Genomic DNA, 15279 nt, shown 5'->3' with positions numbered 1-15279 from the left:
GGCTCGGCGGCGCGCACCACCATACTGGCCACTTCTGGCGCTTATCCCATGACCGCTGGGGAAACCCACACCGGACTGTCACGCGCGCCGTACGGCGAAGTGGTACGTCACTTGCCAAGTCGGGCGCCGTACGCGTCAGGTTGCCGCCCCAAACCAATAGTGGCGCAGATCACAGCCAGCGCCATGCCGCCGAGCAGGAAGAGATAGGAGCCGCCCCCCGCGCCGAACAGGAAGTCGCCCTCGGGTCTGCTGACGGTGAGCAGGATGACGGCGACGACCCAGCCGAACGCGGGCGCCACGGCCCCGGACCGGCTGTCCAGCGCCCGCGACCCGCCCACGAAGAGCCCGGCGGCACCGGCCAGGGCGAGCAGCAGCCCGCCGGGGAACCAGGCGGCCTGGACGAGGGTCCCGGCGGCGCCGACGGCCACGCCGAGCACGATCAGCCCGAGCAGGGCGGCGATCCGTCCCGCGGAGGGCCGTTGCAACGGTTGCGCGAGCATCGAGCCACGTCCGGCAGAACTCATGACGCCTCCTCCATCGGTACGCCGAGGCCGGCGAAGAGATCGGTCTCGCGCGCCGCGCCCGGCTCTCCGGCCGCCAACTCGTAGTACTCCGTGACGAATACGGGCTGCGCCAGCTCATTGCTCAGCGCGAAGCAGAGGGCGCCGTGCGGTGCCACCTCGACCTGGGTGGCGTGGGCGGCCATCGCCGCGGTCTTCGCGGTGGCGTACGCGGTCCCGTCGATCTCGGCGGTGACCCGGCGGTCGTCGACCACGCCCGGCACGTCGCCGAGGGCGGCGGCCTTCTCGAACGGGAGACCGGGCAGGTCCTCGTGCAGCCGGGCGAAGGCGGCCTCGGCGACCGTGCGCGGGACGCGGTTCCAGTAGACCTTCGCGACGCGGTGGCCGGCCCCGGCGGCCAACTCGACCGCCCGCATCGCGACGCGGTGGGCCTGGATGTGGTCCGGGTGGCCGTATCCGCCGTTGTCGTCGTAGGTGACGAGGACCTGGGGGCGGATCTCCAGGATCACCTCGGCCAGGTGTCCGGCGGCCTCGTCGAGGTCGGCCCGCCAGAAGCAGTGCGGGTCGTCGTTGTCGGCGGTGCCCATCATGCCGGAGTCCCGGTAGCGGCCGGGGCCGCCGAGCAGCCGGAAGTCGCCGACGCCGAGCTCGCGCATGGCGGCGGCCAGCTCGCCCTGCCGGTGCGCACCCAGCGCGGGACCGGTCAGGTGCCGCAGCTCGGGCGGAATGACCTCACCGCCCTCGCCCAGGGTGCAGGTGACCAGCGTCACATGGGCGCCCTGGTCCGCGTAGCGGGCCATGGTGGCGCCGTTGTTGATCGACTCGTCGTCCGGGTGCGCGTGCACCAGCAGCAGACGCCGGGCGGGTAGCGGCCGGGCGGGCGGTTCCGTCATGTGCCCAGCCTACGAAACGCCACCGACAGCGCCGTGCAGCCCCGGTCGACGAGGCCGACCGGGTCGCAAGCCGCCGCGGGTCAGAACTTGATGCTGCCGATCATGCTGGCGACGTTGGTCGTCAGATCGCTGATCGTCGGCGCGATGGTCGAGGAGGCGAGATAGAAACCGAGCAGCATGCAGACGACCGCATGCCCGCCCTTCAGACCCGACTTCTTGATCAGCAAGAAGACGATGATCGCCAGCAGCACCACCGCCGAAATCGAGAGTGCCACGGCGGCTCACCTCCAAAGATCCCAGGGACGCGGGGGGTTCGGGTATGGGGGTTGTAGATCGGTACAGCAAATCCATCCGCAAGCCAGCAGGTTCATACCCACACAGCGGTAGTGATCATAACTATGCGTGCTCGCGCATCGCTCGGCGCACGGCCGCACAAGGGGGCGCATGGCCAATATGGTCAGGGCATGAAGACCGAGGCTGTCTCATTCCCCCGCCGGCACGCCCGCACCCAGCGTTTCACGCTCGGCGCGCCGCGCGCGTTCACCGTGGCCCCCGACGGCTCCCGGGTGGCGTTCCTGCGCTCGGGTTCCGGTACGGACCGGGCCAATTCCCTGTGGGTTCTCGACGTACCGAGCGGCGAGGAGCGCCTGGCGGCGGACCCGCGCACCCTGCTCGGCGGTGCGGACGAGCGTCTCTCGGCGGCCGAGCGGGCCCGTCGTGAGCGCAGCCGCGAGGGCGGTGCCGGCATCGTCGGCTACGCCTGTGACGCGACCCTGGAGCTGGCGTCTTTCGCCTTGTCAGGGCGGCTTTTCACGGCGGAGCTCAGGGCCGGCACGACCCGTGAACTCACCGTCCCCGGGCCGGTGATCGATCCGCGCCCGTCCCCCGACGGGCGCCATGTCGCGTACGTCGCGGAGGGCGCGCTGCGGGTCGTGGGCGCCGGCGGCGACGGCGACCGGGCGCTGGCGGAGCCCGAGTCGGAGCAGGTCACCTATGGACTGGCCGAGTTCATCGCGGCCGAGGAGATGGGGCGTTCGCGCGGCTTCTGGTGGTCACCGCGGTCCGACCGGCTGCTGGTGGCCCGCGTGGACGACACGCCGGTACAGCGGTGGTGGATCGCCGACCCCGCCCACCCCGGGCGTGAGCCACATCATGTCGCCTACCCGGCGGCGGGCACCGCGAACGCGGACGTCCGGCTGTTCGCCTACGACCTCGAAGGGGGGCGCGCGGAGGTCTCCTGGGACCGGGCGCGCTACCCGTACCTGGCGCATGTGCACTGGTCAGAGGCGGGTGCACCGTTGCTGCTCGTACAGGCTCGCGACCAGCGCAGCCAGCTGTTCCTCGCCGTGGACCCGGGGTCGGGCGCGACCCGGATGGTGCACGCCGACGAAGATCCAACATGGCTTGAACTGTTCGGTGGAGTGCCCTGCTGGAGCCCCTCGGGACAGCTGGTCCGGATCGCCGACGAAGGCGGCGCCCGGGTGCTCGCGGTGGGTGAACGGCCGCTCACCGGTGCCCACTTGCACATCCGCGCGGTTCTCGACGTGACCGCCGACGACGTGCTGGTTTCCGCGTCCGCCGGCGAGGAGGCCGAGTCCCCCGAGACCGGCGAGGTACACGTCTACCGCGTCAACGAGCTCGGCGTGGAGCGCGTGTCGCAGGAGCCCGGCGTGCACACCGCCGTGCGCGCCGGGGGCGTGACCGTTTTGGTCTCCGCCGCACTGGACACCCCGGGCACCCGCGTCCAGCTGCTCCGTGACGGAAAACATCTGGCAACTGTCACGTCCTACGCCGAAGACCCCGGTTTGTCCCCGCGCGTGACACTCACCGAGGGGGGCGCACGCCGAATTCCGTGCGCCGTGCTTATGCCACGGGACTACCACGGGGACACTCCCCTTCCGGTTCTGCTCGACCCCTACGGCGGTCCGCACGGCCAGCGGGTGGTCGCCGCCCACAACGCCCACCTCACCTCCCAGTGGTTCGCCGACCAGGGTTTCGCGGTGATCGTCGCCGACGGGCGGGGCACGCCGGGCCGCTCCCCCGCGTGGGAGAAATCCATCAAGGACGACGTCGCGGCGACCGTCCTGCAGGACCAGGTCGACGCCCTCCAGGCACTCGCCGCGGACTTCCCGCTGGACCTGACCAAGGTGGCGATCCGCGGCTGGTCCTTCGGCGGCTACCTCGCCGCGCTCGCGGCCCTGCGCCGCCCGGACGTCTTCCACGCGGCGGTGGTGGGCGCCCCGGTGACCGACCTGCGCCTGTACGACACCCACTACCAGGAGCGCTACCTCGGCGACCCTGGCGAGCAGCCGGACGTGTACCGCCGCAACTCGGTGATCGACGACGCGGGCCTGGTCGACGCGGCCGAGCCGCACCGCCCGATGATGGTCATCCACGGCCTGGCGGACGACAACGTGGTGGTGGCCCACTCACTGCGCCTGTCCAGTGCCCTGCTGGCGGCCGGCCGCCCGCACGAGGTGCTCCCGCTGTCGGGCGTGACCCACATGACCCCGCAGGAACAGGTGGCCGAGAACCTGCTCCTGCTCCAGCTGGACTTCCTGAAGCGGAGTCTGAGGCTCGGCTAGGGGTACGGCAACGGGCCGGGACGACATGGCGCGTCCCGGCCCGTTTACGGCACCCGCACGGCCGTACGCTGATTACAGTGCCGCGTCCGTATATCGGGACCGGGTCGGCGAAGTTGCCTGCGTGTTAACGCGATTGACCCGCATACATCCCGCTATGAACCCCCGTCACCAAGATCGTCCGGCGCTTCCCCGGCCGGCTCCTCCGGCGGCACCACCTGCTTCTCCTCCGCGAAGTGGCAGGCGGAGTCGTGCGCCGCCGGCCCCGGCACCGACCGGAACACCGCGGGCACCGCCAGCACCGGCACCTCCACCGCACACCGCTCCTCGGCCTTCCAGCACCGCGTGCGGAACCGGCACCCCGACGGAACGTTCGTCGGCGACGGCACGTCCCCGCTGAGGATGATCCGCTCCCGGTGTTCCCGGGCCTCCGGGTCCGGCACGGGCACGGCGGAGAGCAGCGCCTGGGTGTAGGGGTGGGTCGGATGCTCGTAGATCTCCTCGTCCTTGCCGATCTCCACGATCCGTCCGAGGTACATCACCCCGACCCGGTCCGAGATGTGCCGGACGATCGACAGGTCGTGGGCGATGAAGACGTACGACAGGTCGAAGTCCTTCTGGAGCCGGTCGAGCAGGTTGATCACCTGGGCCTGCACGGAGACGTCCAGCGCGGACACCGGTTCGTCCGCGACGATCACCTCGGGGCGCAGCGCCAGCCCCCGCGCGATACCGATGCGCTGCCGCTGGCCGCCGGAGAACTGGTGCGGATAGCGGTTGATGTACTCGGGGTTGAGACCGACGACGTCCAGCAGCTCCTGGACCCGCTTGCGCCGGTCGCCCTTGGGCGCCGCCTCGGGGTGGATCTCGTACGGCTCGCCGACGATGTCGCCCACGGTCATCCGGGGGTTGAGGGAGGTGTACGGGTCCTGGAAGACCATCTGGATGTTGCGGCGGACGGCCTTCAGCGCCCGCCCGCCCAGCCTGGTGATCTCCTCGCCCTTGTACCTGATCGACCCGGCCGTCGGCCGCTCCAGGTTGACGAGCATCTTCGCCACCGTGGACTTGCCGCAGCCGGACTCCCCGACGATGCCGAGGGTCTCCCCCTTGCCGAGCACGAAGTCGACGCCGTCCACGGCCTTGACGGCACCGATCTGCCTCCTGATCAAGATGCCCTGGGTCAAGGGGTAGTGCTTGACCAGTCCGCTCACTTCCAGGATCGGCTCAACCATCGCGTCACCCATTGAGGCACTCCCTCCAGAAGTGGCAGGCGCTGCCCCGGTGCCGGTCCACCTCGTACAGCGGTGGTTCGTCGGTGCGGCACACGTCCTGGGCCATGGGGCAGCGCGGGTTGAAGGCGCACCCGGGTGGGATCTGCATGAGGTTGGGCGGCAGGCCCTTGATGGCGTAGAGCTCCTGGCCCTTCTGGTCCAGGCGCGGGATGGAGTCGAGGAGCCCGCGCGTGTACGGGTGCGCCGGTGCCTTGTAGATGTCGTGCACCGGCGCGGATTCGACGATCCGCCCGGCGTACATCACGGCGATCCGGTCGGCGACGTCCGCGACCACGCCCAGGTCGTGGGTGATCAGGATCAGCCCCATGCGGTACTCGCGCTGCAACTCCGCGAGCAGATCCATGACCTGGGCCTGGACGGTGACGTCCAGCGCCGTGGTCGGCTCGTCGGCGATGACGAGCGCCGGTTCCAGGGCCAGCGCCATGGCGATCATGATGCGCTGGCGCATGCCCCCGGAGAACTGGTGCGGATAGTCCCGCACCCGCTGGGCGGCGCCCGGGATCCGCACCCGGTCCATCAGCTCGACCGCCCTGGCCCGCGCGTCCTTCCGGGACATCCCCCGGTGCACGACGAACATCTCGCCGAGCTGGTCGCCCACGCTCAGCACCGGGTTGAGCGCCGACAGCGCGTCCTGGAAGATCATGGCCATCTCGGCGCCCCGGATCCTCCGCCGCTCCTCCTCCTTCAGCTTCAGCAGATCCCGCCCCCGGAAGAGGATCTCGCCCCCGGCGATCCGCCCCGGAGGCATGTCCAGGATCCCCATCACGGCCTGGGCGGTGACCGACTTCCCGGATCCGGACTCCCCGAGGACGGCCAGGGTCTCGCCGGCGTCGACGGCGTAGGACACCCCGTTGACCGCCTTCGCGATCCCGTCCCGGGTCCGGAACTCCACGTGCAGGTCGCGCACTTCGAGCAGCACGGCGGCGCTCACCTCAGCTTCGGGTCGAGGGCGTCGCGCACCGCGTCGCCGAGCATGATGAAGGCCAGGACGGTGAGCGCGAGGGCCCCGGAGGGCCACAGCAGCGCGTGCGGGGCGTTACGGATGTACGGCGAGGCCGCGGAGATGTCGATGCCCCAGGAGACGCTGGGCGGCTTCAGACCGACGCCGAGGTACGACAGGGTCGCCTCCAGCGCGATGTAGGTGCCGAGCGCGATGGTGGCCACGACGATCACCGGGGCCACCGCGTTGGGCGCGATGTGCCGCAGCAGGATCCGGGAGTTGGAGGCGCCGAGGGCGCGGGCGGCCTGGACGTAGTCGTTCTGTTTGGCGGTGATCACCGAGCCGCGGGCGATCCGGGAGATCTGGGGCCAGCCGAGCAGCACCATGAACCCGATGACCGGCCAGACCGTATTGCTGGTCACCACGGAGAGGAGGACGAGACCGCCGAGGACGACCGGGATCGCGAAGAAGACGTCGGTGATCCGGGACAGCACCGAGTCCCAGACCCCGCCGAAGAACCCGGCGAGGCCGCCGAGCACCGACCCGAGCAGTGCGACCCCGAGCGTGGCGCAGACGCCCACCGTGACGGACGTACGGGCCCCGTAGACGGTCCGGGTGTAGACGTTGCAGCCCTGGCCGTCGTACCCGAAGGGAGCGCCCGGCTGGGAGCCCTCCTGGGCCTTGGCGAGGTCGCACTTGAGGGGGGAGCCGGAGGCGATCAGGGACGGCCACAGGGAGATGACGACGAGGAAGAGGATGACGAGGGCGGAGACGATGAAGACCGGGTTGCGCCGCAGGTCCCGCCAGGCGTCCGACCAGAGCGAGCGGGGCTTGTCGGCCGGGCCGGTGCCGAGCGGTCCGCCGGGTGTCCGCTCCAGCGTCTCCGCCTCGGTCGCCGCCAGGTCCATCGCCCCGCCCATGCCCGTCCCCGCGATGGCCCGGTCCGGCTCGAACGGCTGCTCAGGCATAGCGGATCCTCGGGTCGAGTACGGCGTAGAGCAGGTCCACCAGCAGGTTGGCCACCAGGAACACCAGGACCAGCACCGTCACGAAGCCCACGACCGTCTGGGTGTTCTGCCGCAGGATCCCCTGGTAGAGCTGGTAGCCCACGCCGTGGATGTTGAAGATCCGCTCGGTGACGATGGCGCCGCCCATGAGCGCGCCGATGTCGGTGCCGATGAAGGTGACCACCGGGATGAGGGAGTTGCGCAGCAGGTGCCGTGCGATGACCCGCCGCCTGGGCAGTCCTTTGGCGACGGCCGTACGGACGTAGTCGCTCCGTTTGTTCTCGGCGATGGAGGTGCGGGTCAGCCGGGTGACATAGGCGAGCGAGACGGAGGCGAGGACGAGCCCCGGCACGATCAGCTCGCCGAAGGTGGCGTCCGGGGAGACGGACGGTCTGATCCAGCCCCACTCCACGCCGAGCAGCAGCTGGAGCAGCAGACCGGTGACGAACGTCGGTACGGAGATGACGACCAGGGTCGCCAGCAGTACCCCGGTGTCGACCGGCCGCCCGCGCCGGAGCCCGGTCACGACGCCCAGGGTGATGCCGATGACGACCTCGATGACGACGGCCACGATCGTCAGCCGGATGGTGACGGGGAACGCGGTGGACATCAGCTCGGTGACCGGCTGCCCGTTGAACGCCGTACCGAAGTCCCCGGTGAAGACGTTCCCCATATAGGTGAGGTATTGCTGCCACACCGGCTTGTCGAGCCCGAACTCCTTCTTCAACTGGGCGGCGGTCGCCGGATCGCAGGCCCGCTCTCCGCACAGCCCGGCGATCGGGTCGCCCATGACGTTGACCATCAGGAAGATCAGCAGCGTGGCACCGACGAACACCGGGATCATCTGGAGCAGCCGCCGGACGACATAGCGCCCCATGCCGCGTCAGCTGACCTTGATCTCGTTGTACACGGGGACGCTGAACGGGTTGAGGGCCACGTTCGAGAGGCGCTCGGAGTAGCCGGCGCTGCCGTTCTGGTACCAGAGCGGAATGGCGGCCATGTTGTCGCGGACGACCTCCTCCGCCTTCTGGAAGGTGGAGACGGCCTTGGCGGTGTCGGTCTCGGCGTTGGCCTGGTCGACGAGTGTGTCGAAGTCCTTGTTGGACCACTTGCCGTCGTTGGAGGAGGCGTTGGTGTAGTAGAGCGGCTGGAGGAAGTTCTGGATGAGCGGGTAGTCCATCTGCCAGCCCGCGCGGAACGGCCCGGCCATCTTGTGCTGGCCGATCTGATTGCGGAAGTCGGCGAAAGTGCCCACCGGATTCCCGACGCACGCCTTGTCGTTGCCGAGCGCGTTGTTGATGGAGTTGCACACGGCGTCCACCCACATCCTGTGCGAGCCGGTGTCGGCGTTGTACGTGATCTTGAGCTGTCCGCCGGGCAGCCCGCCGCCCTCCTGGATCAGCGCTTTGGCCTGGTCCGGGTCGTAGTCACAGGCGCTCCCGCACAGCCCCTCCTTGAAACCTCCCGCCGTGCCGAGCACCGGCGAGGTCCAGTCGGTGGCCGGGGTGCGGGTGTTCCGGAAGATGGTGTCGGTGATCTGCTTCCGGTTGATGGCCATGGAAAGGCCGGTACGGACCTTGTCCGATCCGCTCTTGTTCCAGGCGCTGTCGTAGTAGGGAAAGGCGAGCGTCTGGATGATGCCGGCCGGGGTGTTGATGTAACGGTCACCGAGATCGTTCTTGACGTTCTTCAGCTGTGAGGCGGGAACGTCGTCGACGAGGTCGAGGTTGCCGGCGATGAGGTCGGTGTAGGCGGTGTCGCTGTCGGTGTAGACCTTGAGCGTCACTCCACCGTTCTGCGCCTTGTCGGCACCGGGGTAGCCGTCCCACTTCTTCAGGGACATCTGCGATCCCTTGGTGTAGGACTCGATGGCGTACGGGCCGTCGCCGACCGGCTGCGCCAGCCAGCCCGCGTGGTCGGTGAAGAAGGACCGGGGCAGCGGGGCGAAGGCCGCGTAACCGAGGGTGTCGGGGAAACTGGAGAACTTCTGGTTCAGCTTCACCGTGAAGGTCTTGTCGTCGACGACCTTCAGCCCGGAGAGCGCCTCGGCGCTCTGGCTGCCGGTCTCGGGATGGACCTTGTCGTATCCCTCGATGTAACCGAAGAAGTAGGCGTTCTTCTGGTTGTTCTTGAGACTCGCTCCGTAGTTCCAGGCGTCGACGAAGGAGCGGGCGGTCACCTTCTCGCCGTTGGAGAAGGTCCAGCCGTCCTTGACGGTGATCGTGTAGTTCTGCGAGTCGCTCGTGTCGATCTTCTGGGCGAGCATGTCCTGGGCCTTGCCGGTCTTCGGGTCGTACTTCTTCAGACCCCGGAAGATCATGTCGAGGACCTTGCCGCCCTGGACCTCGTTGGTGTTGGCCGGCTCCAGGGGGTTCTGCGGGTCGCCCCAGGAGGAGCTGAGCACGCCGCTCTCGCCCCCGCCGCCCCCGCCGCCGCCCCCGCAGGCCGTTGCGGCGAGCGCCGTCACCACCGCGCAGGCCGCCCATCGGGCGTGCGTGGCTGAACGCATGGCGTGCCTCCTCCGTGAAGGATGATCCGTGAATCGTGCATTACCGGTCAATATCGACCCAATCGGTCGATATTGCTCACCCACTGCCCCGAACGGCGGCCCTCCAGGAGCCCCATGACGACCTTTAGGGGGACACGTCACCCGATTGCAGGCGGCCTCCCGGAGGCGCTTGAGGATCTTGCCTGCGGGGCGCAATGGATCTACGCGTAACGATGCCGAAACGTTGGATTGCGACCTGTCGATGTACGCATTTCGGCACACTCGCGTCCGCATAACGAACTCCTTGCCCGTTTAGCCCGAATGGTCCGAACTAAAGCACGGAGTGATTACGAGGTGCTACCCGCGTAGCTACGGAACGGTCAAGACCAGGCAAAGAAGGTAAAGAGAAACTCAAGCCGCCCGAGAATTTATTGACCTTGAATGAATTGCGTTGAAAAAGTCCGGCGTAGCCCGTAGGGGAGTGCCCTGCGGAGTCATCAGACCCTCCCTTGGGCCAGGAGCACCATGACCCCCCCAACTCCATCCGCGGCTGCCCCGCTCGAGGTGACCGAAGAGACCGGCAAGAAGCCCACCGCTTCGGACGGCTCGAAGGGCAGCGAGAGCAGGTCGCCGGGCCGCCTGGCCTGGAAGCGCTTCAAGCGCGACCGGACGGGCGTTATATCCGCTTACGTCGTGATCTTCTTCTTCGTGATCGGCGCAGCCGCGCCGATCATCGCGAAGCTGTACGGCAAGAACCCGTACACGACCTACACCACCCTGCACCCCGAGCTGCTCGACGCCTTCTCGTACCCCGCGGGGCCCAACGGCGGCATGAGCTCGGAGTACTGGTTCGGCATCGAGCCCCAGCTGGGCCGGGACGTCTTCACGTTCCTGCTGTACGCCATCCGCAACTCCCTCGGCATCGCGACGGCCGCCGCCCTGCTCACCACGGTCCTCGGCGTCGTGATCGGTGTGACGGCGGGCTACCTGGGCGGCAAGACGGACTACCTCGTCAGCCGGATCATCGACATCCTGCTGTCGTTCCCGTCCACGCTGTTCTTCATCGCGTTCATGCCGGTCGTCTTCGGCTTCTTCGTCGCTCCCGACGAGAACATCCCGACCTGGCTCCGCGCCACCGCGCTGATCCTCGTGCTGTCCGCCTTCGGCTGGGCCTCCATCGCCCGACTGCTCCGCGGACAGGTGCTCGGCCTGCGCGAACGGGAGTTCGTCGAGGCGGCCAAGGTCACGGGCGCGTCACCGATGCGTGTCGTGTTCAAGGAACTGCTGCCCAACCTCTGGACTCCGATCATCATCCAGTCCACCCTGCTGCTGCCGGCCTTCGTGACCGCGGAGGCGGGCCTCGCCTTCCTCGGCGTAGGCATGATCGATCCGACCCCCGACTGGGGCGTGATGATCGGCCGAGGCGCGCAGTTCTACACCCAGGACATCACCTTCATGCTCTTCCCGGGCGTCTCCATGGTGATCTTCGTCCTGGCCTTCAACCTGCTCGGTGACTCGGTGCGCGACGCGCTCGACCCGAAGTCCAAGCGGTAGCGATCCCTGTTCCACCCGGCCCGGTTCGATGACGTCCGGCTGGTTCCGACCATCCGAATTGACCCCTATAGGCAGGCTCAGCATGTCTTTTTCTCGCAGAAACTTCCTGATCGCCACCGGTGTGGCTGCGGCCTCCACGACCGTGCTGAGCGCTTGCAGCAGCGGTGACGACAGCAAGGGCTCGTCCAAGGTCCCCTCCGTCTCCACGGCGAAGACCATGAACATCCCGGTCGGGACCAAGGCGGACTCCACGGGCCCGGCGCCCGAGGTCGCGGGTGCGGTCAAGGGCGGCACGGTCTACTCGCTCGACCAGTTCGACATGGACCACCTGGACCCGGCGCAGATCTACGTCTCCACCGAGGGCGCCATCACCCGCCCGATCCTGCGCGGCCTGACCGGCTACAAGGTCGACGACAAGGGCGGCGCCACGCTCGTCGGCGACGTCGCGACCGACGCCGGCACCATGAAGGACGGCGGCAAGACCTGGTCGTTCACGATCAAGGAAGGCGTCAAGTGGGAGGACGGCACCGAGCTGTCCATGGACGACGTCCGCCACACCTTCGAGCGTCTCTTCGCCTCCTTCGTCACCGAGGGTCCCCGCTACGTCCAGCAGTGGCTGGCCGGCGGCGACAAGTACAAGGGCCCCTACGACGGCAAGAAGCTCGCCTCGATCGAGGTCTCCGGCCGGACGATCACCTTCACGCTCAACGAGGCCCGCACCGACTTCAACTACACGCTGGGCATGCCGGGCTACGGCCTGGTGAACAAGAAGAAGGACACCAAGGAGAAGTACGACAAGCGTCCGTACTCCCTCGGCCCCTACAAGATCGACAGCCGCAGCATCGGCAAGTCGATGACCTACGTGCGCAACGAGCACTGGGACCCGGCCACGGACGCGATCCGCAACGCGTACCCGGACAAGTACATCTTCCAGTTCGGCTTCCAGCCGGTCGCCTCCACGGACCGCTACATCGCGGACAAGGGCAACGACCAGTACGCGATGTCGATCTTCAACGAGGTCGCCGCCGAGCGCACCGCGCAGGTCCTCACCAACGCCTCGCTGAAGAAGCGCGTCCTCACCCAGGTCGACACGGTCACCTACTACTGGCCGATCAACATGACCCGGATCAAGGACGTCAAGGTCCGCCAGGCGATCAACTGGGCGTGGCCGCACCAGCAGCTGCAGACCATCCGCGGTGGCGCCTCCACCAGCGAGCTGGCCAGCACCATCCTCAGCCCGGTGACCCCCGGCTACAAGAAGTTCGACCTGTACGGCGTGACCACCAAGCCCGGTGGCGACCCGGAGAAGGCCAAGGCCCTGCTGAAGGAGGCCGGCAAGGTCGGCCAGAAGCTGGTCATCGCCTACCAGCAGTCGGACAACGCGGTGAAGCAGGCCGTGGCCATCAAGAACGCCCTTGAGGCGGCCGGCTTCCAGGTCGTCAACCAGCAGGTCGACAAGACCACCTTCTACACCCAGATCGGCAAGATCGACAACGGCTACGACCTGTTCGCGGCCGGCTGGAGCCCGGACTGGCCGAACGGCTACTCGGTCTTCTACCCCTGCTGGAGCGGCAAGAACATCGGCGACGGCCGCAGCAACTACGCCCAGCTGAACGACCCGAGCGTGAACAAGGCGATCGACGCGGCCGCCAAGATCGCCGACGTCGACGAGGCCAACAAGGCCTGGGGTGACATCGACAAGCAGATCATGGAGCTCGCGGCGGTCGTTCCGGACTACCACTCCATCCGTAACTGGATGTACGGATCCAAGATCGGCAACGTCGTCTACGACGCCGGCAACACCTGCGTCGCGCTCTGCAAGCTGTACGTCAAGAAGTAAGCGCACAGACCCTCGGGGGGCGGCCGCGACCGGCCGCCCCCCTACGGCCCACCCCCTCACCCCGGCGACGGCGCCCCGTCCGGAAAGTCACCACCCATGTTCCGCTTCCTTGTCCGCCGAGTCTTCGGCGCGCTGGTCATCCTGTTGATCATCAGCGCCGTCACCTTCTGGCTCTTCTACGCCATCCCGCGTGACCCCGCCACGATGTCCTGCGGCAAGAACTGCACGCCCGACATGCTCGCGCAGGTCCGGCACAACCTGGGCATCGACCACCCGGTTCCGGTCCAGTACTGGTACTGGCTCAAGGGCATCTTCGTCGGACGCAGCTACGGCGACTTCGGCAACTGCAGCGCGCCGTGCCTCGGGTACTCGTTCGCCAACCGCGAGCCCGTCCTCGGCACGATCATGGACCGGCTTCCGCTGACCCTGTCGCTCGCCTTCGGATCGGCCGTCGTCTTCCTGATCTTCGGCATCGGCTCCGGCATGCTGGCCGCCGTGAAGCAGGGCAAGTGGCAGGACAAGGTCGCCAGCTCGGCGTCGCTGATCGCCTCCTCGATGCAGATCTACTTCGTCGGCTACATCGCGATGTACTTCCTCGTCGCCAAGCTCGGCATCCTGGACAACCCGTCCTACACCCCCCTCACCCAGGACCCGTTCGAGTGGGCCTCCGGCCTGCTGCTGCCGTGGCTGGTGCTGGCCCTCATCTGGACCGCCAACTACACCCGTATGACGCGCTCGCAGCTGGTCGAGACGCTCAGCGAGGACTACGTGCGCACGGCCCGGGCCAAGGGTCTGTCCCGGCGCAACGTCTTCTTCCGGTTCGCCTGGCGCGGTGCCATGGGTCCGATCGTCACGATCTTCGGCATCGACCTCGCCACCCTCGTCGGCGGCGCGATCATCACCGAGACCGTCTTCAGCCTCCAGGGCGTGGGACAGCTCGCACTGAAGTCCGTGGAACAGAGCGACCTGCCCATGGTTCTCGGCGTGACCCTGCTGTCCGCCGGCGCGATCGTGCTCTTCAACATCGTCGTCGACGCCGTCTACGCCCTCATCGACCCGCGGATCCGGCTCGCCTGACCTCCGCCCCACCCCCTACCTCTCGCATCACCCCCCAGGAGCGTCACCGTGACGAGCACCGATCAGCAGCCGTTCCTCTCCGTCAAGGACCTCAAAGTCCACTTCTCCACCGAGGACGGCATCGTCAAGGCCGTCGACGGGCTCAGCTTCGACCTCGTCAAGGGCCAGACACTCGGCATCGTGGGCGAGTCGGGCTCCGGCAAGTCCGTCACCAACCTGACGATCCTGGGTCTGCACGACCCCGCCCGCACCCAGATCGACGGCGAGATCCTGCTCGACGGCAAGGAGCTGCTCACGGCTTCCGAGCGGGAGCTGGAGAAGCTGCGCGGCAACAAGATGTCGATGATCTTCCAGGACGCGCTGGCCTCGCTGTCGCCGTACCACACCATCGGCACGCAGATCTCCGAGGTGTACCGCAAGCACACCGGTGCCTCCAAGAAGGAGTCCCGGGCGCGGGCGATCGAGATGCTGCGCCGGGTCGGGATCCCCCAGCCGGACGTGCGGGTGGACGACTACCCGCACCAGTTCTCCGGCGGTATGCGCCAGCGGGCGATGATCGCGATGGCCCTGGTCTGCGACCCGGAGCTGCTGATCGCGGACGAGCCCACCACCGCGCTCGACGTGACGGTCCAGGCCCAGATCATGGACCTCCTCAAGGACCTCCAGCAGGAGTTCGGCACGGCGATCATCTTCATCACCCACGACCTCGGTGTCATCGCCGACATCGCCGACGACGTCCTGGTGATGTACGGCGGCCGCTGCGTGGAGCGCGGCACCAAGAAGCAGGTGCTGGGCGCGCCGCAGCACCCGTACACGCTGGGCCTGCTCAACTCCATGCCGAGCCTCGACGGACCGGTCGACGTCCCGCTGTCGCCGATCCCCGGTTCACCGCCGTCGCTGCTCAACCCGCCCACGGGCTGCCGTTTCCACCCGCGGTGCGCGTTCGCGGACAAGGTGCCGGGCAACCGGTGCTCCACCGAGCAGCCGCTGCTCCAGCTGACCGAGGGCCGCGGCTCCGCCTGCCACCTGGAGCTGAGCCGGCGTGACGATCTCTTCGCCGACTACGCGGCGACCAGCCACAACTGACG

The 15279-nt window shown here is 68.1% G+C and carries 13 protein-coding genes; 5 read left to right on the top strand and 8 right to left on the bottom strand.

The genetic code is table 11. The features are described from left to right. Positions 1-107: 107 nt before the first annotated feature. The 3 genes from ACFXI4_RS16830 to ACFXI4_RS16820 all read right to left on the bottom strand — a co-directional run bounded on the left by ACFXI4_RS16830 (position 108) and on the right by ACFXI4_RS16820 (position 1689). Positions 108-524 (bottom strand): DUF6113 family protein, encoded by a 417-nt coding sequence (locus ACFXI4_RS16830; protein WP_384991202.1) that lies wholly within the window; start codon positions 522-524, stop codon positions 108-110. Then, complete coding sequence (gene mshB, locus ACFXI4_RS16825; protein WP_384991199.1) at positions 521-1414, bottom strand: N-acetyl-1-D-myo-inositol-2-amino-2-deoxy-alpha-D-glucopyranoside deacetylase; 894 nt, start codon at positions 1412-1414, stop codon at positions 521-523. The genes ACFXI4_RS16830 and mshB overlap by 4 nt, the downstream gene beginning before the upstream one ends. An 80-nt stretch (positions 1415-1494) precedes the next feature. Then, entirely contained in the window at positions 1495-1689 is a 195-nt protein-coding gene (locus tag ACFXI4_RS16820; RefSeq protein WP_089098958.1) for a hypothetical protein, read from the bottom strand. Between the two features lie 189 nt (positions 1690-1878). On the opposite strand from ACFXI4_RS16820, the gene ACFXI4_RS16815 reads away from it, so the two are divergent. Continuing rightward, complete coding sequence (locus tag ACFXI4_RS16815; RefSeq protein WP_384991196.1) at positions 1879-3999, top strand: prolyl oligopeptidase family serine peptidase; 2121 nt, start codon at positions 1879-1881, stop codon at positions 3997-3999. Between the two features lie 152 nt (positions 4000-4151). Here the strand turns inward: ACFXI4_RS16815 and ACFXI4_RS16810 are convergent, their stop codons facing one another. Genes ACFXI4_RS16810 through ACFXI4_RS16790 form a run of 5 tightly spaced genes read right to left on the bottom strand, consistent with a single transcriptional unit; the run spans position 4152 to position 9741 of the window. Then, entirely contained in the window at positions 4152-5225 is a 1074-nt protein-coding gene (locus ACFXI4_RS16810) for an ABC transporter ATP-binding protein (protein WP_384991499.1), read from the bottom strand. A 4-nt stretch (positions 5226-5229) separates the two neighbouring features. After that, positions 5230-6204, bottom strand: coding sequence for an ABC transporter ATP-binding protein (locus tag ACFXI4_RS16805; RefSeq protein ID WP_384991497.1), 975 nt, complete (start codon positions 6202-6204; stop codon positions 5230-5232). A gap of 8 nt (positions 6205-6212) precedes the next feature. Further along, positions 6213-7193 carry an ABC transporter permease gene (locus ACFXI4_RS16800; protein WP_362713052.1) on the bottom strand — a complete coding sequence of 327 codons (981 nt, stop codon included), beginning with the start codon at positions 7191-7193 and terminating at the stop codon, positions 6213-6215. Beyond that, a complete protein-coding gene (locus tag ACFXI4_RS16795; RefSeq protein ID WP_362713050.1) occupies positions 7186-8109 on the bottom strand; it encodes an ABC transporter permease in 924 nt (307 codons plus the stop codon). The genes ACFXI4_RS16800 and ACFXI4_RS16795 overlap by 8 nt, the downstream gene beginning before the upstream one ends. 6 nt (positions 8110-8115) lie before the next feature. Beyond that, complete coding sequence (locus tag ACFXI4_RS16790; RefSeq protein ID WP_384991192.1) at positions 8116-9741, bottom strand: ABC transporter substrate-binding protein; 1626 nt, start codon at positions 9739-9741, stop codon at positions 8116-8118. 504 nt (positions 9742-10245) lie between these two features. On the opposite strand from ACFXI4_RS16790, the gene ACFXI4_RS16785 reads away from it, so the two are divergent. From ACFXI4_RS16785 to ACFXI4_RS16770, 4 genes are all read left to right on the top strand, one after another. Then, complete coding sequence (locus ACFXI4_RS16785; protein WP_384991189.1) at positions 10246-11274, top strand: ABC transporter permease; 1029 nt, start codon at positions 10246-10248, stop codon at positions 11272-11274. Between the two features lie 82 nt (positions 11275-11356). Continuing rightward, positions 11357-13114: an ABC transporter substrate-binding protein gene (locus ACFXI4_RS16780; RefSeq protein ID WP_384991187.1), complete on the top strand. Its 1758-nt coding sequence runs from the start codon at positions 11357-11359 to the stop codon at positions 13112-13114. Positions 13115-13210: 96 nt separating this feature from the next. Next, positions 13211-14191 (top strand): ABC transporter permease, encoded by a 981-nt coding sequence (locus ACFXI4_RS16775; protein WP_362713042.1) that lies wholly within the window; start codon positions 13211-13213, stop codon positions 14189-14191. Between the two features lie 48 nt (positions 14192-14239). Next, complete coding sequence (locus tag ACFXI4_RS16770) at positions 14240-15277, top strand: ABC transporter ATP-binding protein (RefSeq protein ID WP_362713040.1); 1038 nt, start codon at positions 14240-14242, stop codon at positions 15275-15277. The last annotated feature ends 2 nt before the right edge of the window (positions 15278-15279 follow it).

This window comes from Streptomyces sp. NPDC059224 (assembly GCF_042754285.1).
Classification (GTDB): Bacteria; Actinomycetota; Actinomycetes; order Streptomycetales; family Streptomycetaceae; genus Streptomyces.
The sequence above is the reverse complement of the archived record's forward strand: the minus strand, read 5'-3'. Positions and strand labels throughout refer to the sequence as shown.